Origin of the sequence: Reyranella sp. (genome assembly GCF_004297265.1) — a bacterium.
Lineage (GTDB): Bacteria > Pseudomonadota > Alphaproteobacteria > Reyranellales > Reyranellaceae > Reyranella.
In genome coordinates this window covers 23,007-43,653 of sequence record NZ_SCUT01000048.1, presented here as the reverse complement: position 1 = coordinate 43,653, position 20,647 = coordinate 23,007, and the positions used below count along the sequence as shown (strand labels likewise).

The following is a 20,647-nucleotide window of genomic DNA, read 5'->3' as shown; positions in this document are numbered from 1 at the left end:
CTTCTCTGTCTCTATCGAGATATTCATCCAGCACGGGACCGTGCTTCTCGGCCGCGCGCAGGACGGGACGAATGTCTAAGCGGTCGACTGCGCCGCGCTCGTCGCGGCGTCGCGTTCGGCGAGGTTGAAGACCTCGACGAAGGCGGGCGGCGGCTGGGCGCCGGAGACCGCGTATTTGCGGTTCACGATGAAGCACGGCACGCCGTTGATGCCGAGGCGGCGGGCGTAGACGTCGGATGCGACGACCTCCTGGCGGCCTTCGTCGCCCGAGAGGAAGTGGCGCGCACGGTCTTCCTCGATGCCGGCGCGGACCGCGACCTCGATCAGCGTGTCGAGGTCGCCGATGTCGAGGCCTTCCTCGAAATAGGCCTTGAACAGCTCGCCCACGACCTCGTCCTGGCGTTCGCTCCGGGCGCTCCAGTGGACCAGACGGTGCGACAGAACGGTGTTGGGCGTGCGCTTGATGCGCGAGAACTGGAACTCGATGCCGGCCTCGCGGCCGCTCTCGGCGATCGCCTGGTAGATCTGGCGTGGCCGGTCACCGCCGCCGAACTTGGCGCGGACATAGTCGTCGCGCGTCATGCCCTCGACCGGCATGTCCGGGTTGAGCTGGAACGGGCGCCACGCGACGGCGACGTCGGTGCGGCCGCTCTGCTCCAGAGCGCGCTCGAAGCGGCGCTTGCCGATGTAGCACCAGGGGCAGATCGTATCGGAGACGATGTCGACGTAGATCATGGCGTGAGCTTATGCCTTTCGCGCCAGTGCAGGAAGAGGCCCGCCGCAGCGGCGACGACCAGGGCGCCGGTGGTCAGCCATGCGGCGCTCGGCCAGCCGCCCCAGGCCACCAGGGCGCCGGTGATCGGGGGCCCCAGAAGCCCGCCGATGTTGGAACCCTGCATCAGCAGGCCGGTCGACGCGCCGGCCAGCTCCCTTCGCGGGGCGTGAATGGGAATGGCGGTGAACAAGGCGCCCGGCACGACGCCAATGCCGGCCGAGTAGACTCCGGCCAGCATGAGGCGCGCCAGGTCGGGCACGCCGCTCACGAAGATGCCGGCGGCGCACAGGCTCATCGACAGGGTAGCGCCGACGATCACCGTGACCCGCCGCACACGGCGATGCAGCAGCCAGCCTGCGCCGAGATTGCCGGTCACATTCAGGATGGCGACGAACGCCGTGATAACCGCGGCGGTCGAGGTCGAATAGCCCAGCCGCTCGATCAGCATGGTCGGCAGGAAGCCGATGATGGCGAACCAGCAGCAGGCATAGGCACCGAAGCACACGCCGATGGCCAGGGGGCCGCCGCTGGTACCGACCTCCTTCATTTCCGACAGGCCAGAACGGCGCGCCACCGGCAGCGGATCGAGCTCGCGCCGCGGCACGGCGCGCAACAGGAGCGCTATAGCCATCAGCGTGGCAGCGGCGGCGGCGACGAGCCACACCACGCGCCAGGAGGTGGCGGGCAGCACGATGGCCGCGATCACCATCATCGTGCCTGAGCCGGCCGGCATGTAGGTGCTCCAGATCGCCATCGCGAGGCGCTGGTCGCCGGGCCGGGTGAGGCGCAGCAGCAGGCTAGGGATGGCGACGACCACCGTGATGAAGCCCAGCCCCTCGAAGATGCGGCCGACCAGCAGCGACTCGACGTTGGGGGCAAAGGCGCCGGCAAAGCTCGCCGCCGCGGCAAGCAGCGTGCCGAAGATCGCGAGCCGCCGATGGCCGACGCGATCGGCCGTCAATGCGATCGCCATGCCGCCCAAGGCCGTCATCAGGTTGATGACCGACAGCAGCCAGCCCGCCTGTTCGAGGGTCGCGCCGAGATCCTCGCGGATCGACGGAAGGGCGGGTGGCGCCTTGCCGACCTGGAAGGCCGCGACCATACCGGCCGCGACCAGCAGCGCGGCCAGCGGCCACGGGGTGCGGGCTGGCGTCAGTACTGCACCCGCGCGGTGATGGCACCGTCGACCACCATGTTGATGCCGGTGATGAACGAGGCGGGCGCGCCGGCCAGGAACACGACGGCGGCCGCCACTTCCTGCGGCGTGCCCATGCGGCCCATGGGATTGCGCACCAGCGAGCGCTTGTAGCGCTCGGTCGCGGCGTCGCGCTGGCGGCCCCAGGTGTTGCCGTCCTCGATGATCGTGCCGGGCGAGACCATGTTGGCGCGCACGCCCTTGGGCGCCAGCTCGATCGCCATGGACTTGATCATGGGCACCAGCGCTGCCTTCACCGAACGGTAGGGCTGCGTCGGGCCCGCGACCTCGACCAGCGAGGTCGTGCCGATGATGGTGAGCGTGGCGCCCTGGCCGCGTGCCTCGAGGTGCGGGCGGACAGCCAGCACCGCGTTGACCGTGGCGACCAGGTCGATCTCGATCGCCTTGCGCCAGCCCTCGACCGTGTTGTCGGTGCCGAGCGCGCTCACATTGGCGACGAAGTGATCGATGCCGCCGTCGGCTGCGAAGCCGTCGATCCAGGCCTTGAGCGCGGCGTTGTCGGTGACGTCGAATGCCGTGCCGGTGGCGCGGCCCTGGCTGGAGCGCCATTCCGCCTCGCGTTCCTTCACCAGAGCCGCATCGCGGGCGCAAAATCCCACGATCGCGCCCTCGGCCAGGAAGGTGTCGACGATGGCGCGGCCGATGCTCCTGGTGCCGCCGGTCACCATCACGCGCTTGCCTTTGAGACCGAGGTCCATGTTTCCTCCGAACGGGTCGCTCGCCTATAAGGCCGGCATGAAACAGTGGAGCGTCCGGCATGTCCAAGCGATTCGACCTTAGCGGCAAAGTGGCCCTGGTGACCGGCGCTTCGTCGGGTCTCGGCGTGCACTTCGCGCGTACGCTCGCCGAGGCAGGCGCTTCGGTGGCGATCGCGGCGCGACGTGCCGACCGGCTCGCCTCCCTGCAGGCAGAACTGCAGCAGGGCGGAGCCAAGGCCGTCGCCGTCGATCTCGACGTGCAGTCGGCGGACTCGATCGCGGCGGCCTATGAAAAGGTCGAGGCGGCGCTGGGACCGCTCGACATCCTCGTGAACAATGCGGGCATCTCGATCGTGAAGCCGGCGCTCGACATGCCCGAAGCCGACTGGGACGCCGTCGTCGACACCAACCTGCGTGGCGCCTGGCTGATGACGCAGGCCGCCGGCAGGCGCTGGGTCGCAGCAAAGCGGCCGGGCTCGATCGTCAACATCGCCTCGATCCTGGGCCTGCGCACGATCGGCCAAGTGGCGCCCTACAATGCCTCGAAGGCCGGGCTGATCCATCTCACCCGCGCACTCGCCATGGAGTGGGCGCGCTACCAGATCCGGGTCAATGCGATCTGCCCGGGCTACATCGAGACCGAGATGAACAGCGACTTCTGGAAGACGCCGGGCGGGCAGCGCCTGATCGACCGCATCCCGCAGCGCCGCATCGGCCAGCCCGAACATCTCGATGGTGCGCTGCTCCTGCTCGCCTCGGAAGCGGGCGCGTTCATGACCGGCAGCGTCATCACCGTTGACGGCGGCCACACGGTGAGTTCGCTTTAGGCGCTCACCACCCGTTGATTCGGTCGTACACGTCCACGACCGACCGGCCGCCGTCGAGATCGCTGTCGACGACGTAGTAGCGGTCGTAGGCGGCGGCAGTGATGCAGGCGTGGTTGGGCAGGATGCGCACGCGCGCGCCGACCGGCAGGTTGCCGTAGGGCAGCGGATCGTCGGCCGCGACGAAGCCGTGCTCCTGAGAGCATTCGATCACCGCCATGCCGGCGGCGAGTGGATTGGCGATGGTGCCGTAGCCGACCTTGGGCTGGAATTCCTGCGCGCTGATGTCCTTGGATAGAGCGAGCGCGCCGGCATCGACCAGCATCTGGTTGCGATGAGGATAGTGGCCGATCACCGAGGCCAGCACCGAGAGCGCGATATCTCCGGCGTCGCACGCGCCGATGTATTCCTGGTCCAGATCGTTGAAGACATAGACGCCCGGCCGCATCTCGGTGATGCCGGTGAAGTCGCGGGAATGCATCGCCGTCGGAGTCGAGCCACCGGAGACGATGGGACAGGGAATGCCCGCCGCACGCAGCGTCTCGGCCGCGGTCACGATGGCGAGCCGCTCCTGCTCGGCGACGCCGGCGATCCCGTCGGGCGTGCTCTGGTGATAGGAGTGGCCGGCATGGGTCATGACGCCGGCCAGCTCGACGCCCGACGCCTCGTACAGGACGCGGGCGATGTCCAGAAGACCGGGCAGGGCGGGGTAGGGAAGACCGGCCCGGCCGCCGCCACTGTCGATCTCGATGAACACGGAGAATGTGTCGCCGTCCTTGGCCGCGGCCGCGATGGCCTTTGCCACGGCAAGATTGTCGGTGACGACGCGTAGGTTGACGCCGCGCCGGCGCAGCTCCGTCACGGCGCCCAGCTTGGACGGGATGATGCCGACGCCGTAGAGGATGTCCTTGAAGCCGCCGTCGGCGAAATACCGCGCCTCGGCCAGGGTCGAGACGGTGATCCGCCCGTCATGGCCCTCCACGGCCATGCGGCCGATCTCGACCGACTTCGCGGTCTTGAGGTGGGGCCGCAGCATGACACCTGCATGACGCAGGCGCTCGCTCATGCGCTTGAGGTTGCGGCGCAGGATCGCCCGGTCGAGAATGAGGGCGGGCGTCGGCAGGTCGTCGATTGTCTGTGTAGCCATGGCGACGATTCTAGCATGCCCATCGAGAACGAACGCAAATTTGTCCTGAACGAACAGGCCACGGAACTGGAAGCGGAGCTGGGCCGAATGCCGGGTGTGGCGCGCCATCTGCTGCGGCAGGCCTATCTCGACGCGCCTGGCCTGCGCATCCGCTCGCTCGAGGGCGACGGCAAGACCGACCACGTCTTCACCTACAAGCGCACGATCGACGGCCAGGTCGTCGAGATCGAGACCGGACTCAGCGCCGTCGACTTTGCGCGCCTGTGGACCCAGCGCAAGGAAACGCTGGTGAAGGTCCGCTATTCGTGGACCGGCGGCCGCTATCACTGGGACGTCGATTTCTTCAAGCGCGACGATGGCTCGACCTACTTCGCGATGGCCGAGGTCGAGATGCCGGAAGAGGACACCGAGCCGCCGCCGCTTCCGGATTTCCTGGCCTCGCATCTCCTGATGGTTGCGCCCGCGCTCGACCCGCGCTTCACCTCGAAGCGCATCGCCGACCAGGCACACGCCATACAGCTGCTCGCCGACATCCGGGCGAACGGCGGGGCCGTTTAGGTTCATGGGAGCGCGCCACTCCAGTGGCGCATCAAGTTCATGAGCGCCACTGGAGTGGCGCGCTCCATTGAGGCCTTCAGGCCTTTGGCGGCCTGATCGGCGGCAGCGTCACCAGCGGCCACGGGTCGGGGAACTGGCCGACGGGGCAGTCGATAAGGAGCGGCGCACCCTTGGCGATGCCGCGCGAGATCGCGTTGCCGAGTTCCTCGGGCGAGCCGACGCGCACGGCGTCGATGCCGAAGCTCTCGGCCAGCTTCACGAAATCGGGGTTGCGCAGCTCGGTGGCGATGGTCCGGTTGTTGAACGACTGCTGCTGGATACGCCGCACGTTGCCGAAAGCTCCGTCGCTGAACACGACGGCCACGACGCCGATCCCGTGCTGCGCCGCCGTGGCCATCTCCATCGCCGTGAACATGAAACCGCCATCGCCGCTGATCGACAGGACCGCGGCGTCCGGCCTCGCGATCTTGGCGCCGAGGGCGGTGGCGTAACCCCAGCCCAACGTGCCCTGGTAGCCGGGCGACAGGAAGGTGCGTGGCTTGTAGGTCGGCCAGGCGAAGCGCGCCGCATAACCCATCTGCGTCAGCTCATCGACCAGGATGCCGTCCTCGGGCAACGCCTTGCGCATCGCTTCGAGGTAGGCAATCTGCGGCGCGAGCAGGTCGTGGATCTTCTTGCTGGCGGCGGCCTTGATCCCGGCAACCTGTTCGGCGCGGCCGTCGCGCTTTCTGTTGTGCCCGGCCAGGCGATCGGCCAGCACCTTCAAGGTCGCGGCCGCATCGCCCACAATTCCGATCGCAGGCTTGCGATGACGGTCGAGCTCCTCGCTGTCGGCATCGATGCGGATGATCTTCAAGGTGTCGTCGAGGCCCCAGTTCTGCTGCGGCGGTTGCAAGCGCGTGCCGACCGCGAGCACGACATCGGCCTCGCCCCAGAAACGGTAGCCGGCGGGCGCGGTGATCGAGAGGCGATGCCTTCCGTCGATCACGCCCTGGCCCATGCGGCCGGTCATCACCGGCGCGTCGAGCAGTTCGGCGATGCGCTGGACGTATTCACCCGCGCCCTGGGCGCCGCCGCCAACCACGATCATCGGCCGTTCGGCGCCGCCCAGCAGCTTCGCCGCCCGTTCGACGGCCTCCTCGTCGACCGGACAGGGATCGGCGGCGGCAGGCGTGCCGATCAGCTCGACCGGCGCGCGCCTCGCCCAGGTGTCCATGGCGCATTCGAGTGCGACGGGGCGACGGCGGCCCGAGAGCAGGCGGCGGAACGCTTCGTTCACCAGGCCCGGCGCGGCGGCGGGCGCGGGAATGCGGTCGGCCCATTTGGTGAGGCCACGCATGATGCCGAGCTGGTCCGGCAGTTCGTGCAGCAGGCCGACGTTGCGTCCGATCATCGATTGCTGGATCTGGCCCGTCAGCGCTAGCACCGGCGCGTTGACGGCATAGGCGGTTGCCAGTGCGGCCGTCGTGTTGAGAAAGCCGGGGCCGGGTACGACCACGTAGGCCGAGGGCTTGCCGGTCGCCATCGCATGGCCCAGCGCCATGTAGGCGCAGGCCTGTTCGTGGCGCGCATGGATCGGCCGGATCGCATTGGTGCGATCGTAGAGCGCGTCGAAGAACGGATCGTTCTGGACGCCGGGGAGACAGTAGAGGGTGTCGATGCCGTTCACTTCCAGCATCGACACGACGGTTTGTGCAGTCGAGAGCGTTTTCATGCACTCCAGTCTACACGCGGATCAGTCGACACGCGCGCCCGAAGCCTTGATGATCGGCGCGAGACGGGCCTCCTCGGAATCGCGGTAGGCCGCCGTTTCGGCCGGCGAGCGCCAGATGGCGAGCGCGGCCTGGTCGAAGAACTTGGCCTTCAGGTCCTCGCTCTCCAGCGCCTTCTTCGACAGTTCCGACAGCCGCGCAACCACCTCGGGCGGCAGCTTCGCGGGACCGGTGAGCGTGGTCCACGAGTTGATGTCGAAGCCCGGCAGGGTCTCGGCGATGGCCGGCACGTCGGGCACGACGGGGCTGCGCTTGGCCGAAGTGACGCCGAGCGCCCGCACCTTGCCGGGTCGCGACTGGGCCAGCGCGCCGGGAATGTTGTCGAAGATCATGTGGATCTGCCCTGCCAGCAGATCCTGCATCGCCGGGGCCGCGCCACGATAGGGGACATGGACCATGTCGACCTTGGCCATGATCTTGAACAGCTCGCCGCAGAGATGGAGCGTCGTGCCGGATCCGGCGGAACCGTAGGAGTACTTTCCGGGGTTCTTGCGCAGCAACTCGATCAGCTCGGGCACGGTCTTGGCCGGCAGGTCGAGGTTGACCACCAGCATGTTCGGCAACTGCCACATTGTCGAAATGAACGTGAAGTCGGTCTTCGCGTTGAAGGGCAGCTTGGCGTAGAGGGTTGGCGAGATGGCGTGGCTGGCGATGCCGCCGAGGCCCAGCGTGTAGCCGTCGGGCGGCGACTGGGCGAGCGCGTCCATGCCGACATTGCCGCCGGACCCTCCCTTGTTCTCGACGATCCACTGCTGGCCGCTCAATTCGGACATCTTGGCGCAGAACATGCGCGACAGCGTGTCGGTCGCGCCGCCGGCAGGGTACGGGTTGATGTAGCGAACGGATTTGTTGGGGTAGGGACTCTGGGCGGCCACGATCGCCGGGGCGGCGAGGGTGGTGGCGGCAATTCCGCCCACGACCGTACGGCGTCCGATTGGACGCATCTTGTTCGTCATTCTTATGTTTCCTCCCTTTATTGACGCAGAGAGGGTGCCAAAAACGTCGTGCGCCGTCGACGGTGAAGCTCAAACCCGGGAAATCGTGTCGGCATTTGGGCGCGGCCGGCCTTGCCAGTGCCCTCCAAATGACTGAAAAGTCTCGCCATTGGGTACTTTCGCCTAGGGAGTGCAAATGGCTTTGGGGGCTGTCTGCACTGGCAAGAGGATGGTCATGTGGGGTTTTGAGCGTTGGGCCGCGGTGCGTCTCGTCGCGCGCGGTACGTCCTTGGGTGTCGCCTTGGGGGCACTGTGTTCCGTTGCCGCTACCGATGGGCTTGCCCAGCCGAAGGCGGCTTCACAGCCACCGTCCCAGCAGAAGAACCAGCAGCAGGCTGCGAAGAAGGGCGGTCATCCGCCGGAGGCGGACGTCTGTTACGGCGTCACCGGCGCCGATGCGCCGACGAAGGTCGCGGCCTGCACCGAGGTCATCGACAAGGGCCTTCTCTCGGGCGGCGCGCTGGCGCTGGCCTATCTCCACCGCGGGCTCTCGGAGAGCGGTCCGGACAGCGACAAGCGCTCCAAGGCCGACTTCCGGACGGCGGTCCGGATGTACAACGACGCCATCATGGCGCAGCCGCTCAACCCGCACCTCTACATCCAGCGTGGCGTGGTCCATCAGACGATCGGCGAGGCCGACCGGGCGATCATCGACTACAGCGACGCGATCCGGCTCGCGCCGCGCGATACGCTGCCCCTGATCAACCGCGGCGTCGTGCTCTACACGCGCAAGGACAACAACGAGGGCGCGATCGCCGACTTCAATGCGGCGCTCAAGATCAATTCGAAGGAGGTCAGCGCCTGGACCAATCGGGGCATCGTCTATCGCAAGAAGGGCGACGTGAACCAGGCGATCGCCGACTTCACGACGGCGATCAGGATCCTGCCCGACAAGATCGAGCCGGTGTCGCTCACCAACGTACCCGATTCGATCACCAGCCAGCTCGCCCGGACGCCGCAGCAGGAGGCCAACCGGATCGCGCTGCAGGCCGCCTTCGTCCATTTCCAGCGCGGTCTCGCCTGGTACGACAAGAGCGACTACGACAAGGCGATCGCTGACTTCACCGAGTCGATCCGCCTCAACCCGCGGGATGCATCGCCCTGGGTCGGCCGCGGCGCGGCATACATGTACAAGAACGACCTGAAGCAGGCGATCGCCGACTTCTCGGAGGGCATCAAGCTCAAGCCCGGCCAGGCATTCGCCCACATGCAGCGCGGCATCGCCTATCACCGCATCGGCGACGCCGACAACGCGCTCACGGACTACTCGATCGCCCATGAACTGACGCCCAAGGATCCGAACCCGCTGGTCAACCGCGGCATCGTCTACTACACGAAGAAGGGCAAATTCGAAGAGGCGGTCGCCGACTTCGACCAGGCCCTCAGGCTCAATCCGAAGGAAGTCAACGCGCTGATCAACCGCGGCGTGACGTGGCGGCAGCGGAACGATCCCGATCGCGCCATCGTCGACTTCACCGAGGCGGTGCGGCTCGGCCTGCAGACGTCGGACATCCTCAGGCTCACGCAGAAGGACAAGGACAGCAAGAAGGATCCTGCGGCGGCCCAGACAGCCGACCAGGTGGCCAACGCCTACTACCAGCGCGGCATGGCCCTGATCGACAAGCAGGAATACGAGGCCGCCGTGAAGGACTTCGAATCGGCGCTCGAGATCAACGAGAAGGAGCCCCGCGCCTATCTCGGCCGCGGCGCCGCCTACCTCAAGATGGACAGGACGCAGCAAGCCGTGGCCGATCTCGACCGCGCCATCAAGATTGCGCCGGGCATGGCCTTCGCCTACTTCGAGCGTGGCGCCGCGTACCATCGTATCGACAACTACGACAATGCCATCGCGGACTATACGTCGTCGATCGAGATCGACCCGAAGGAGCCGCTGGCCTACATCAACCGCGGCATGGCCTTGATCTTCAAGGACAGGATCGACGACGCGATCAACGATTTCGACGCGGCGCTGAAGATCAGCCCCGACGACATCAACGCGCTGATCCAGCGTGGCTTCGCCTACGGCCTGAAGAAGGACTATCCGCGGGCGCTGGCCGACATCGAAGATGCGTTGCGCCTGTCGCCCGGCAATCCCACCGCACTGTACTATCGCGCGCAGGTCATGGCCTTCCGCGGCGACGCGGGCCGGGCGATCGAGGATTACACGCAGGCGCTGCGCACCGATCAGAAGAATCCGCGCATCTATGCCAGCCGCGCCAATCTCTACAGCAGCCTTGGCGAATATGACGACGCGATCGACGACCTGAACAATGCGATCCGGCTGAGGCCGCGCGATGCGAACCTGTATCTCAGCCGCGGTATCGCCCATTTCAACAAGGGCGACTACGCCAAGGCGATCTCCGACTATGACGACGCGCTGAAGGTCGACCCGAAGATGACGCCGGCGCTGAACAACAGATGCCTGACGCGGGCCGTGACGGGAGCGAACCTCGACGCCGCGCTCGCCGACTGCAACGAAGTCCTCAAGCTGGTGCCCAACGATCCCTATGCCCACGACAATATCGGGCTGATCTATCTGAAGCGGAAGCAGTACGACCGGGCGATCGCCGAGTACAACGCCTCGCTCAAGGTCGATCCGGATCGCGCACGTGCCCTCTACGGCCGCGGCCTCGCGCGCGCGCGCAACGGCCAGGGCCCGGCCGGCATCGCCGACATGTCCGCCGCAAGCGGCATCCAGCCGAACATCTCGGGCGAGTTCGCCAAGTACGGCGTGAACTGAGAGAGGCCTCTGGCCCGGCGGACTGCCCGTCGGGTCGCGGAGCCCTCCACCCAGGCTTTCGGAAGTCCAGTGGTTCGATGCGGGCCGGCGCTGCGGTGCGGCTTTGCGCCGGTGTGCCGCTGTCACCCGCCGACCTCCAGGCACCGATCCCGGCAGCCCCCAAGGCCGAGATCCGACCGGGCCCTTCCAAGGCTAGGGCTATCGCATTTGTCCAAACTACCCGTCGTCCCGACCGGAGCGCAGCGGAGTGGAGGGACCTTTTTTCCTCCATTTGACGGCTATTGGTGGACGAAAGGTCTCTCCACTCCGCGCTGCGCGCTCCGGTCGAGACGACGGAATGTTTCACAGGCGATAGCCCTGCGGGGCGGGGAGGTTTTTTCGATTCGTTTGTTTCGTTTATGCCCTTGCTTCCGAAGCTGCCTCGGAAACCTATCGGGCTTGAATAAATTAATGTATTACGATAATAACATACCGTTCTACAGAGGTTACCGATGTCCAGCAGCGGCGTCTCCCGCCCTCCGAGCGAAGACATGACCAACCCGGGCGATCGGCGCAGGCTGCGGTTCATCACGCATACTGCAGAATGGCTGGCCGTCGCCGGCGTTGCGATGGGTCTGGGCTATATCGCCTATCTGGCCCTCGCACCGGACGCGCTCGCCATCGCGCTGCGCCGCGAAGTGCCGGGGGTCGTCGTCGACCCCGGCGGCCCCGCCCTGACGGCGGCAGGACTGGTCAGCCTCATTCCGGCCCTGATCTTCATCGCCGCGATGTGGTCGGCCCGGACGCTGTTCCGGCTGCTCGGCCGGGCCGCGACCGTATTTGATCCGGCGGCACCGTCGTTGTTGCGGCGCATCGGCCTTCTGGCGGTTGCAGCAGCCGTTGCGGGCGTCGTCGTCCGCATGACGGTGGGGCTGCTGATGACCAGCGCCAACCCGCCGGGTCAGCAGCAACTGGTCCTGTCCGTCAGTTCGGGCGACGTCACGGCGCTGCTCGTCGGTCTCCTGATGCTCGCTTTTGCGCTGGTGATGCGCGAGGGAATTCGCCTCGACGAGGACAATCGGAGCATCCTCTGATGGCGATCGTCGTCACTCTCGATGTGATGCTTGCCAGGCGCAAGATGCGTTCCAAGGAGCTTGCCGAACGGATCGGTCTCACCGAGCAGAACGTGTCCTTGCTGAAATCCGGCAAGGTGCGCGGCATACGCTTCGAGACACTGTCGAAGATCTGCTCGGTGCTGTCCTGCCAGCCGGGCGACATTCTCGAGTTCGTGCCGGACGCCGGCCCTCCGTGACTCGGGCGAACTTTCGAGTGGCCCTGGCGGCCGGCTTGATCCTCTCGGCGTCGCTGCTTGCCGGCTGCTCCACCTTGCCGGGTGCGGAAACTGCCCGTGGCATCGACGGGAATGTCGAGGTGTCGCATCTGCCCGGGCCGGCCCCAACGGTCGTGTTCGAAGCTGGCCTGGGAGCGCACAAGGAGAGTTGGACGGCCGTATTCCGGGAGATCGCGCGGACGAATGCTGTCTTCGCCTATGACCGCCCCGGTATTGGGCGCAGCACCTCGACCGGGCGGCCGCGGGATGGCACGGCCATCGTGGAGGAACTGCGCACGCTCCTTCGGGGACGGGGCCTGAAGCCGCCCTATGTGCTGGTCGGCCATTCCGCAGGCGGCCTCTACATGCAGCTCTACGCAAGGCTCCATCCCGAGGAGGTGGCGGGGCTGGTCCTTGTCGATTCGACCCATCCCACCCAGTTCGAGGGCGAGGGCTCGCTCGCGAATCGCGGCGCCCTTGCCTGGGGCATCATGGCGCTCGCCGGGGGGATCGGACCGATCCGCCCGGAGTTCGACGCCCTGCCGCAAACCGGCGCGGAGGTGCTGGCGGCACCGCCACTCTCCGCTCGCATCGCGACCGTCATCCTGCTGGCGCGCAACGACGGCGGCGGTCCAGCCGCGGCCTTCGACAAGGCCAAGCGGGCCGATTTCGCGCGGCTTTATCCGACGGCGCAAATCCGCTGGATCGATAGCAGTCACAACATTCCGGGTGAAAAGCCTGATGCGGTGGTGGAGGCAATCCGCTGGGTGCTGGCACAACCGCGATAGCACGAAATAGACGATCCTAACCACGAACGCCCCAAGGCGTGCGAACCTGGCCTAGCAGTTTGCTGAAAACCGACAGGTCTTTCAGAAAACTGCTAGGCCGGCTTTTCGGCGGCCCAAATAGGCGGCGAGCCAATGCTCTCGCGCAAAGCGCTTGTGACGACACGAAGACGAGCTGATGGCTGTTCGAGAGCGCGAAGAAGCCAGACCCCGGTGGGGGCAGCGTTCCAGTGCTCGCCTTCCAACTCCAGCCGAATCAAATCCCCCGTCAGGACATCGGTGCCTACCACCCAATCGGGCAAGAAGGCGATCCCCATGTTTCCCAGCGCAGCCAGTCTCATTGCCTCGAAATCGTCGCAGCGGAAGACGGCCCGCCCGATTGCTCCGGCGCCCCCCGGCATTGCCGTGACGTCACTCCAGCCCAGCAGATCAGCGCCATGGATCTTGTCGATCAACCGATGGCCGGCGAGTTTTGCCACCGATACCGGGCGTCCGGCGCGCGCGAGATAGTCGGGGCCTGCCACCAGCAGCCGGCACTGATCGGCGAGCTTCGACGCAATGAGCGTACTGTCGGCCAGGCGGCCGATCCGGATCACTGCGTCCAGGCGATCAAGAACCGGATCGGCCATGCGTTCCGTCAGGTCCAGTTCGACTGTCAGCTGCGGATGATCGCCCATCACCCGCTGCAGCGTGGGAATGACATAGCGTTTGCCGAAGGTCGGTAAGCAGGCCAGCCGGAGCACACCGGCAACAGTGCCATCGAACGCGGCGATCTCCGCATGCGTGTCCGCAATCTGGTCGAGCAACGGCTGTGCGCGCTCAAACAGGCGCTCACCCGCATCGGTCATGGTCAATGCGCGCGTAGAGCGGATCAGCAAGGGCACGCCGAGCGAGTGTTCGAGCGCGTCGATCTGCCGGACGATCGACGAGGGCGTCTGTCCTCGCCGCCGCGCCGCAGCCGAAAAGCTGCCCTGGCGCACGACTTCGGCGAACACCGCCAGATGCTCGGCAAAGCGGGAATCCTTCATGCGCTCCATCTTTGCGAAAGGCGCAAAGCCGTTTGTGGCATCGCCTACGTTATCATCGCGGCAATGTCGGGCCATCTCAAGGCCAACGGAAAGACGCTGTTTGTCTCGCCGAAAGGCCAAGGGAAAGACCCATGAAGATCCTCGAACAGATACTGTCTCAATCTGCCTACTCGCATGAAATCGACGTCCCGCTGGCGCAGGTCGATATTGCCGACTGGCTGTTCAATCTGCCGGAGGCCGAATATCAGCGCTGCTGCGTGCCCGATCACATTGCGGTGGGCGTGACGACCACGGACGATGGCCAGCGCATGTCGATCAATGTGGAGATGATTGGCACGACCCTGATGATCCAGCACTATGTCGCCGAAGAGGCCACGCCAAGCTACGTGCGGATGAACTCGATCTCGGACGCCTTCTCGTCCAATGGCCGCACTCAGGTCAATGTGCTCTGGGAGTTGATTGCGGAGGATGCCGGCAACGGACGCACCCGCTACACCAATCGCGTCACCGCCCGGCCCACCGACGCCTTCATGGCTTTCATCGACAAGCACGGCATTGCGTTCGCTGATGCTGCTGCTGCCCGCCAAGCAGCCGGCAGCGACCACAACCGCCGTGAGACGCCGCTGTTTGCCGAAAGCATCGCGCGTCGCGCGAAGGGGCAAGCGCTGTAAAGGCGACTAGCTGTGGATGCTCTGGCCCGGGAGGTGCTCCATCTGGCTGAGGGCCGGATGCCCGAAACGTGCACGCACGATCTTCTCGTCCCAGTCCGGGCTGCTGACGTGAATCGGACGGACACTTGACGGTGATCGGGGGGCTGGCGGATGGGGTGGGATTCGAACCCACGGTGGGCGTGAACCCACGCCGGTTTTCAAGACCGGTGCCTTAAACCGCTCGGCCACCCATCCAGCTACTGAAAACGTTGGGTTTTTGCCTCGCGTCGCACTGGCTTGCAGGCCGCTGCCACCGAGATTGCTACCCAACGCTGCCGGCCGTGGCCGGCGGCGGCTCTTATAGCACCTCGGGAAGACGGGTCGAGCGGTCTCGCCTAGCCCCGACAAGGCGGCATTGATCGCTGCCGCCGCCTTGTCATCGCGCTTCTGGAACAGGTGGGCATAGACCTGCAGGGTGATGTTCGGCGAGGCGTGTTCGATCTGCGGCGGCAAGGATCGCTTCCGCTTCGACGACAAGGGCGTGGAGGGCACATGGTTCTGCAACCAGTGTCGCGCGGGCACAGGCATCATCCTTGTCCGCAAGCTCAACGGCTAATCGCACAAGGACGCATGCGATGCGGTCGACGGAGGCCCAACGGCTACCGTACCCAGGGGATGGGTATGGTAACACCGCGACGCTTGAGAGCATGCGGGCCGCCAGTTCGGTCTATAGCCCGAACTACCTGGGCGCCGGAGCGTCGCTGCTGTCGGGCCTCGACATTGGCCGAACGGTGGCGTCGATTCCAGACGGAGCCGGGCTTCGATCCCGAGGCCAATGCGAGCGGCTTCCAAGAAAATGGGCGGCTGCGGCCGACGGGCCGGGCGTAATCTGATTCCCCTTGGAGGCGGCGGCGGATAACCTGCCGATGCTATTTGGGGGCAATCTTGATCAGGCATCCGACGACGTTTGTGGTCGGCGCTGGGGCCAGCGTCGACTATGGTTTCCCGCTGGGGCCAAGTCTCACAAAGCAGATCGACGAAGCGCTACACTTCAATAGCCACGCCGCAACGACCGAGTTGATGCGCACTGCCATATCTATGCTGCAATATCGGCCTGAGTTGCTACTTCACTCGGTACAGCTATTTGAGCAGGCGCGCGCAATGCGAGCAGCCCTGGCGACCCAAGTGTCGATCGACTACTTCCTGTACAGCAGGTCTGACCAGAAGCATTTCGAACTTCTCGGCAAAATCGCTATCGCGGCTTGCCTTATTACCGCCGAGAGCGGCAGCCTGTCGCTGCTGCCGCGACGCCCCGGAGAGTTGATTGATCTCTCTCTATCGGAGAGGTCCTGGCTTGCGCGATTATTTAAGAACGTCTTAGCGCCTGGCATTCGGAAGGCCGAGATGAAGACCATTTTCGACAATGTTTCGTTCATCGTCTTCAACTACGACCGCTGCATCGAGCATTATCTTACTCATGCGCTGGCAAGTCACTTCAGCGTCGACTTGTCGACGGCTGCGGCGATTGTCAGCGAGCGACTGAGAATCGTCCATCCATATGGAAGTCTCGGCCCGCTTTACGATGCGAAAGAAGCTGTGATGTTCGGCCACTATTATCGGCCGGAAACCCATGAAGCCGCGGACGGGCTTTATGCCATGTCACAACGCTTGCTGACATTCACGGAAAGTCAGAAGGCGAGAGCGGCTGAGGCCAAAGAGATGATGGAGCATGCCGTAAGGCTTGTTTTTCTGGGATTCGGCTTCGGCGACCAGAACATGGAGCTTCTTCGACCGAGCCGAACCAATATTCGAGAAATCCGCGGCACGGTGAAAGGTTTGTCGAAGAGCAATACAAGGGAGGTAGAGCAGCAGATCTACTCTCTCACGGGGCAAACCCTCGGGCCGGACGATCTGCAAGATTGTGACTGTTCTTTACTTATCACTGACGAACAGATGTTTTTGACGCGACGTTGAGAATACGAGGTCACAGCAAAACGGCCGACGATGAGGCCACCGAACTGGCAGAGACGACGCGGGACAGGGGACCGACGCGCGGGCATTCCCGCTGCCGAAAAGCCAAACAAAAAGGGCCCGCTTGGGACGGGCCGTGATTGCTCGACATGGTTCCGTCAAATTTTAATGATCGGCGCCTTAAACCGCTCGGACACCCATCCAGCTGAGTGGAATCAAAGGTGCCAGCGTGATTGCAACAAATGGTATCCTGTGTCTGTCTTGTCGTTATGGCAGACGATTTTTGCCTGACGCACGATGATCTGCTGGGCTACGCGCCGAAACCGGGCTTTCGGGGAGCGGGGGCCGGCGGGTGGCCGGTGACGATCGATGCCGACGGCTTCCGGCGCAGCGGCGGCGTCGCGGCTGCCGGGATCGATCGGACAATTCTCGCCGTGGGTGATTCCTACACGTTCGGGGAGGAGGTCAGCGACGGCGATACCTGGCCGGCACAGCTCGAGCGACTGAGCGGCCACAGGGTGCTGAACGGTGGGGTGTCGGGCTACGGTTTCGACCAGATCGTCCTTCGCGCCGAGCAGCTCGCCGAGCGACACAAGCCGTCGATGGTCATCGTCGGCTTCATCGCCGATGACATACGACGCACCGAGATGCGTCGCCTGTGGGGGCGGGACAAGCCCTGGTTCGCGATGGGGGGAGATGAACTCGTCCTCCGGGGCGTGCCGGTCCCCGAGCGAAGGCCGCTTGCGCCCGCGTGGCTCCGCCATCGTCAGCAGCGCATCCTGATCGAGCTTCCGCCACCCCTGCAGCAGCTCTTCGGCTACCATGTGCGAAAGCATCCCGCCGGCCACGGCAGCGGCATTGTTCTGCGACTCGTCGAACGGCTGGCAAAGCTTGAGGCGGCGCCCGGAAGCCGTGTCGTCCTGCTGGCCCAGTATCATCCCCGGGTCTGGCTCGACCGGATCTTCGCAGCCGAGGAACGCCGTGCGACCCGGGACGTGCTCGATCGCGCGTCGAGCCTGGGGCTGGCGACCGTCGACACCTATCCGAGATTCGCCGCCGAGCCGGCGGCAGCGTCGCTTTACGTCAACTCCCACGTGAACGCGCGCGGCAACGCGATGATCGCAAGCCTGCTGGCCGCCCGGCTGCCGGAGCTATCGCGAACGCCGGATCAATAACCGCGGTTCACCGGTTCAGCCGCCCTGTTCCCGTCTCAAGGCCTCGCGGCGGATCATTGCGCGCCACTCCGCGGGTGGCATGCATTTGTGGGCGTGGACGCCGAGTTTGCGCTGGATGGCCTCGCGCTCCTCGGGCAGGTAGCGGTCCTTGCTGCTGGCGGGCAGGGCCCAGGCCCAGCCGGCGGAGACCATCTTCTCCTGCAGGTCGTCGTCGCCGGCGAAGCACTGCGCCACCGGCGGGTTGCTCTTGCGCTCGGTATCGACCAGGCGGCAGTTCACCGGGCGCCCGGCAATGAACTCCTCGAGCGCCTTGCGAGCGAGCGCGCCGGCACGCCACTGACCGTCGTCGCAGGTCTGGCTGCGTTCGGGCGCGTCGATGCCGAACAGCCGCACGGTCTGCGGGCCGAACTTCACCGTGTCGCCGTCCACCACCGTGAAGCGCGGCTTCGGCACCGGCGGCAGCACGGTATCGTCATCGGAGGACTGGGCGGCGGCGCTGGCTGTCATCACCAGCGCGGCGAGGGCAACGATCGGCCAGGAGACAATTTTCAAAGGGTAACCTTGCGGCGGCGTTTCCGGGGCACTCTACGTTATTTGCTTCTCGTCCCAAAGCCGGCCCGCCGCAATGCGTCGGCCATCGCGTTACCGGGAGCGCTGGGCTTTGCGGCCTGCACGCGGGCCTGATCGCGCCGGGAAGCCCCGCCGCCGGCCTCGTTGCGGGCGGACCGGGCGGGCTGTTTGCCGGCCTCGTCGTCGAGCCGCAGGGTCAGGCTGATGCGCTTGCGCGGCTTGTCGACCTCCAGGACCTTCACCTTGACGATGTCGCCCGGCTTCACGACGGCGCGCGGGTCCTTCACGAAACTGTTCGACATGGCCGAGACGTGCACCAGCCCGTCCTGGTGGACGCCGACATCGACGAAAGCGCCGAAGGCGGCGACGTTGGTGACGACGCCCTCCAGCACCATGCCCGGCTCGAGGTCGTTCAGCGTCTCGACGCCGGCCTTGAACTCCGCCGTCTTGAAGGCCGGACGCGGATCGCGTCCCGGCTTCTCCAGCTCGCGCAGGATGTCCGTGACGGTGGGAAGGCCGAACTTCTCATCGACGAATTCCTTCGGCGACAGTGCGCGCAGGGCAGGGGCGTTGCCGATCAGGGCATCGATCTTGTTCTTGGTCGCGGCGATGATGCGGTGCACGACCGGGTAGGATTCGGGATGCACGGCCGAGGCGTCGAGTGGATCGTCGCCACCCTGGATGCGCAGGAATCCCGCGCACTGCTCGAACGCCTTGGGACCGAGCCGCGGCACGTCCTTCAAGGCCTTGCGGGACCTGAACGCACCGTGCGCGTCGCGATGGGAGACGATGCTCTGCGCCAGCCCCTGGCCGATGCCGGAGACGCGCGCCAGCAATGGCGCCGAGGCGGTATTGAGGTCCACGCCCACGCCGTTCACGCAATCCTCGACGACGGCGTCCAGCGACTTCGACAGCTTGAACTCGCTGAGATCGTGCTGGTACTGGCCGACACCGATCGATTTGGGATCGATCTTCACCAGCTCCGCCAGCGGGTCCTGCAGCCGCCGCGCGATCGACACGGCGCCGCGCAGGGTCACGTCGAGGCCCGGCAGTTCCTCCGAAGCATAGGCGGACGCCGAATAGACCGACGCGCCGGCTTCCGACACCACGATCTTCTGCAGCTTGATCTCCGACAGGCCCTTCAGCAGCTCCATCGCCAGCTTGTCGGTCTCGCGCGAGGCGGTGCCGTTGCCGATCGCGATGAGCTCGACCTTGTGCTCGCGCACCAGCCTCGACAGGACGGCAAGCGATTCGTCCCAGCGCCGCTGCGGCTCGTGCGGATAGATCGTGCTGGTCGCCACCACCTTGCCGGTGGCGTCGACGACCGCGACCTTCACGCCGGAGCGGTAGCCGGGGTCGAGCCCGAGAGTCGGCCGTGCACCGGCGGGGGCGGCGAGCAGCAGGTCGCGCAGATTGGAAGCGAACACCCGCACCGCTTCTTCCTCGGCGGCCGTCCATAGCCGCAGCCGGAGGTCGATCGACAGCATGATGGTGATCTTGGTGCGCCACGCCCAGCGCACCGTCTCGGCCAGCCATTTGTCGCCCGGCCGTCCCTGGTCGGAGATGCCGTAGGCCCGCATGATGCGCAGCTCGTAGGCGCTGGGGACCGCTTGCGACGCTGGAGGGCGCGTCGCGGGATCGTCCGGCTCGACAGTCAGGCCGAGGACCTCCTCGCGCTCGCCGCGGCACAGCGCCAGCACGCGATGTGACGGCATCTTGGCGAGGGCCTCGGAGAAATCGAAATAGTCGCTGAACTTGGCGCCGGCTTCCTGCTTGCCCTCACGCACCTTGGAAACGAGGCGTCCGTTCGTCCAGAACTCCTCGCGCAGGGCGCCGATCAGGTCGGCATTCTCGGCGAAGCGCTCCACCAGGATGGCGCGCGCGCCTTCGAGCGCCGCCGCCGCCGTGGCGACGTTCTTGTCCGCCGAGACGAATGGCTCCGCCCGGACTGCGGGCTCGACGCTCGGATCCTTGAGCAGGAGGTCGGCCAGTGCTTCAAGGCCCGCTTCCTTGGCGATCTCCGCCTTGGTGCGGCGCTTGGGCTTGTAGGGGAGGTAGATGTCCTCGAGGCGGCTCTTGCTGTCGGCCGCCAGGATCGCCGCTTCGAGCTTCGCGTCCAGCTTTCCCTGGTCGCGGACGGAGTCGAGGATGACCTTCCGTCGGGCTTCCAGCTCGCGCAGATAGCCCAGCCGCTCCTCGAGCGTACGCAACTGCGCATCGTCCAGCGATCCGGTGACCTCCTTGCGGTAGCGCGCGATGAAGGGGACGGTGGCTCCGCCGTCGAGCAGCTCGACCGCAGCCTGGACCTGCTGCTCCTTGACCCCGAGTTCTTCGGCAATGCGCGCCTGAATGGAGACCACCAAGAAAAACCTCATCGGTCGTTAGCGTGGGAGACCGTCTCCACGTCGGGCCGCGGATATGAACGGCGCGGCTG

19 protein-coding genes and 1 tRNA gene are annotated in these 20,647 nt (G+C 65.8%); 10 read left to right on the top strand and 10 right to left on the bottom strand.

Features of this window, described 5'->3' with window-relative positions; translation table 11 throughout:
* Positions 1-75: 75 nt before the first annotated feature.
* The 3 genes from EPO41_RS20775 to EPO41_RS20765 are packed head-to-tail and all read right to left on the bottom strand — an operon-like array spanning position 76 to position 2,689.
* Positions 76-735 (bottom strand): DsbA family oxidoreductase, encoded by a 660-nt coding sequence (locus tag EPO41_RS20775; RefSeq protein WP_296329064.1) that lies wholly within the window; start codon positions 733-735, stop codon positions 76-78.
* Entirely contained in the window at positions 732-1,877 is a 1,146-nt protein-coding gene (locus tag EPO41_RS20770; RefSeq protein ID WP_296329062.1) for an MFS transporter, read from the bottom strand. The genes EPO41_RS20775 and EPO41_RS20770 overlap by 4 nt, the downstream gene beginning before the upstream one ends.
* 50 nt (positions 1,878-1,927) lie before the next feature.
* Positions 1,928-2,689, bottom strand: a complete 762-nt coding sequence (locus EPO41_RS20765) for an SDR family oxidoreductase (RefSeq protein ID WP_296329059.1) — start codon at positions 2,687-2,689, stop codon at positions 1,928-1,930.
* A 59-nt stretch (positions 2,690-2,748) separates the two neighbouring features.
* Between EPO41_RS20765 and EPO41_RS20760 the strand changes: the two genes are divergently transcribed.
* Positions 2,749-3,516 carry a glucose 1-dehydrogenase gene (locus EPO41_RS20760; protein WP_296329058.1) on the top strand — a complete coding sequence of 256 codons (768 nt, stop codon included), beginning with the start codon at positions 2,749-2,751 and terminating at the stop codon, positions 3,514-3,516.
* 4 nt (positions 3,517-3,520) lie between these two features.
* On the opposite strand, the gene EPO41_RS20755 is transcribed toward EPO41_RS20760, so the two are convergent.
* Positions 3,521-4,660 (bottom strand): alanine racemase, encoded by a 1,140-nt coding sequence (locus tag EPO41_RS20755; protein WP_296329057.1) that lies wholly within the window; start codon positions 4,658-4,660, stop codon positions 3,521-3,523.
* Between the two features lie 15 nt (positions 4,661-4,675).
* Here EPO41_RS20755 and EPO41_RS20750 point away from each other — a divergent pair, with 15 nt between their 5' ends.
* Complete coding sequence (locus EPO41_RS20750; RefSeq protein ID WP_296329054.1) at positions 4,676-5,218, top strand: hypothetical protein; 543 nt, start codon at positions 4,676-4,678, stop codon at positions 5,216-5,218.
* 76 nt (positions 5,219-5,294) lie between these two features.
* On the opposite strand, the gene EPO41_RS20745 is transcribed toward EPO41_RS20750, so the two are convergent.
* Positions 5,295-6,932, bottom strand: coding sequence for a thiamine pyrophosphate-dependent enzyme (locus tag EPO41_RS20745; protein ID WP_296329051.1), 1,638 nt, complete (start codon positions 6,930-6,932; stop codon positions 5,295-5,297).
* Positions 6,933-6,953: 21 nt separating this feature from the next.
* Positions 6,954-7,946 (bottom strand): tripartite tricarboxylate transporter substrate binding protein, encoded by a 993-nt coding sequence (locus EPO41_RS20740; RefSeq protein WP_296329048.1) that lies wholly within the window; start codon positions 7,944-7,946, stop codon positions 6,954-6,956.
* 214 nt (positions 7,947-8,160) lie between these two features.
* Between EPO41_RS20740 and EPO41_RS20735 the strand changes: the two genes are divergently transcribed.
* The 4 genes from EPO41_RS20735 (at position 8,161) to EPO41_RS20720 (ending at position 12,822) form a co-directional block, all read left to right on the top strand.
* Positions 8,161-10,725 carry a tetratricopeptide repeat protein gene (locus tag EPO41_RS20735; RefSeq protein WP_296329044.1) on the top strand — a complete coding sequence of 855 codons (2,565 nt, stop codon included), beginning with the start codon at positions 8,161-8,163 and terminating at the stop codon, positions 10,723-10,725.
* A gap of 530 nt (positions 10,726-11,255) precedes the next feature.
* The gene (locus EPO41_RS20730; protein ID WP_296329041.1) at positions 11,256-11,798 is read left to right on the top strand and encodes a DUF2975 domain-containing protein; all 543 of its coding nucleotides are present in this window, start codon (positions 11,256-11,258) and stop codon (positions 11,796-11,798) included.
* Positions 11,798-12,016, top strand: coding sequence for a helix-turn-helix transcriptional regulator (locus tag EPO41_RS20725; RefSeq protein ID WP_296329039.1), 219 nt, complete (start codon positions 11,798-11,800; stop codon positions 12,014-12,016). The genes EPO41_RS20730 and EPO41_RS20725 overlap by 1 nt, the downstream gene beginning before the upstream one ends.
* Positions 12,017-12,033: 17 nt before the next feature.
* Positions 12,034-12,822 (top strand): alpha/beta fold hydrolase, encoded by a 789-nt coding sequence (locus EPO41_RS20720; RefSeq protein ID WP_296329036.1) that lies wholly within the window; start codon positions 12,034-12,036, stop codon positions 12,820-12,822.
* 92 nt (positions 12,823-12,914) lie between these two features.
* On the opposite strand, the gene EPO41_RS20715 is transcribed toward EPO41_RS20720, so the two are convergent.
* Positions 12,915-13,847 (bottom strand): LysR family transcriptional regulator, encoded by a 933-nt coding sequence (locus tag EPO41_RS20715; RefSeq protein ID WP_296329033.1) that lies wholly within the window; start codon positions 13,845-13,847, stop codon positions 12,915-12,917.
* A gap of 131 nt (positions 13,848-13,978) precedes the next feature.
* On the opposite strand from EPO41_RS20715, the gene EPO41_RS20710 reads away from it, so the two are divergent.
* Positions 13,979-14,518, top strand: a complete 540-nt coding sequence (locus tag EPO41_RS20710) for a hypothetical protein (RefSeq protein WP_296329030.1) — start codon at positions 13,979-13,981, stop codon at positions 14,516-14,518.
* A 144-nt stretch (positions 14,519-14,662) separates the two neighbouring features.
* On the opposite strand, the gene EPO41_RS20705 is transcribed toward EPO41_RS20710, so the two are convergent.
* Positions 14,663-14,752, bottom strand: a tRNA-Ser gene (locus EPO41_RS20705).
* A gap of 223 nt (positions 14,753-14,975) precedes the next feature.
* Between EPO41_RS20705 and EPO41_RS20700 the strand changes: the two genes are divergently transcribed.
* From EPO41_RS20700 to EPO41_RS20690, 3 genes are all read left to right on the top strand, one after another.
* Positions 14,976-15,113 (top strand): primase-helicase zinc-binding domain-containing protein, encoded by a 138-nt coding sequence (locus EPO41_RS20700; protein ID WP_296329357.1) that lies wholly within the window; start codon positions 14,976-14,978, stop codon positions 15,111-15,113.
* 329 nt (positions 15,114-15,442) lie between these two features.
* The gene (locus EPO41_RS20695; protein WP_296329027.1) at positions 15,443-16,471 is read left to right on the top strand and encodes a hypothetical protein; all 1,029 of its coding nucleotides are present in this window, start codon (positions 15,443-15,445) and stop codon (positions 16,469-16,471) included.
* A gap of 356 nt (positions 16,472-16,827) precedes the next feature.
* A complete protein-coding gene (locus EPO41_RS20690; RefSeq protein ID WP_296329022.1) occupies positions 16,828-17,643 on the top strand; it encodes a GDSL-type esterase/lipase family protein in 816 nt (271 codons plus the stop codon).
* A gap of 15 nt (positions 17,644-17,658) precedes the next feature.
* On the opposite strand, the gene EPO41_RS20685 is transcribed toward EPO41_RS20690, so the two are convergent.
* Together EPO41_RS20685 and EPO41_RS20680 are read right to left on the bottom strand one after the other, a co-directional pair.
* Positions 17,659-18,195 carry a thermonuclease family protein gene (locus tag EPO41_RS20685; protein ID WP_296329019.1) on the bottom strand — a complete coding sequence of 179 codons (537 nt, stop codon included), beginning with the start codon at positions 18,193-18,195 and terminating at the stop codon, positions 17,659-17,661.
* Between the two features lie 38 nt (positions 18,196-18,233).
* On the bottom strand, positions 18,234-20,573 hold the full coding sequence (locus tag EPO41_RS20680) for a Tex family protein (protein ID WP_296329354.1): 2,340 nt from the start codon (positions 20,571-20,573) through the stop codon (positions 18,234-18,236).
* Between the last annotated feature and the right edge of the window lie 74 nt (positions 20,574-20,647).

Excerpts from the sequence above, each read along its gene's own strand:
- EPO41_RS20775 (WP_296329064.1), bottom strand. The coding sequence starts at position 735 with ATGATCTACGTCGACATCGTCTCCGATACGATCTGCCCCTGGTGCTAC.
- EPO41_RS20770 (WP_296329062.1), bottom strand. The coding sequence starts at position 1,877 with ATGGTCGCGGCCTTCCAGGTCGGCAAGGCGCCACCCGCCCTTCCGTCG.
- EPO41_RS20765 (WP_296329059.1), bottom strand. The coding sequence starts at position 2,689 with ATGGACCTCGGTCTCAAAGGCAAGCGCGTGATGGTGACCGGCGGCACC.
- EPO41_RS20760 (WP_296329058.1), top strand. The coding sequence starts at position 2,749 with ATGTCCAAGCGATTCGACCTTAGCGGCAAAGTGGCCCTGGTGACCGGC.
- EPO41_RS20755 (WP_296329057.1), bottom strand. The coding sequence starts at position 4,660 with ATGGCTACACAGACAATCGACGACCTGCCGACGCCCGCCCTCATTCTC.
- EPO41_RS20750 (WP_296329054.1), top strand. The coding sequence starts at position 4,676 with ATGCCCATCGAGAACGAACGCAAATTTGTCCTGAACGAACAGGCCACG.
- EPO41_RS20745 (WP_296329051.1), bottom strand. The coding sequence starts at position 6,932 with ATGAAAACGCTCTCGACTGCACAAACCGTCGTGTCGATGCTGGAAGTG.
- EPO41_RS20740 (WP_296329048.1), bottom strand. The coding sequence starts at position 7,946 with ATGACGAACAAGATGCGTCCAATCGGACGCCGTACGGTCGTGGGCGGA.
- EPO41_RS20735 (WP_296329044.1), top strand. The coding sequence starts at position 8,161 with ATGTGGGGTTTTGAGCGTTGGGCCGCGGTGCGTCTCGTCGCGCGCGGT.
- EPO41_RS20730 (WP_296329041.1), top strand. The coding sequence starts at position 11,256 with ATGACCAACCCGGGCGATCGGCGCAGGCTGCGGTTCATCACGCATACT.
- EPO41_RS20725 (WP_296329039.1), top strand. The coding sequence starts at position 11,798 with ATGGCGATCGTCGTCACTCTCGATGTGATGCTTGCCAGGCGCAAGATG.
- EPO41_RS20715 (WP_296329033.1), bottom strand. The coding sequence starts at position 13,847 with ATGAAGGATTCCCGCTTTGCCGAGCATCTGGCGGTGTTCGCCGAAGTC.
- EPO41_RS20710 (WP_296329030.1), top strand. The coding sequence starts at position 13,979 with ATGAAGATCCTCGAACAGATACTGTCTCAATCTGCCTACTCGCATGAA.
- EPO41_RS20700 (WP_296329357.1), top strand. The coding sequence starts at position 14,976 with ATGTTCGGCGAGGCGTGTTCGATCTGCGGCGGCAAGGATCGCTTCCGC.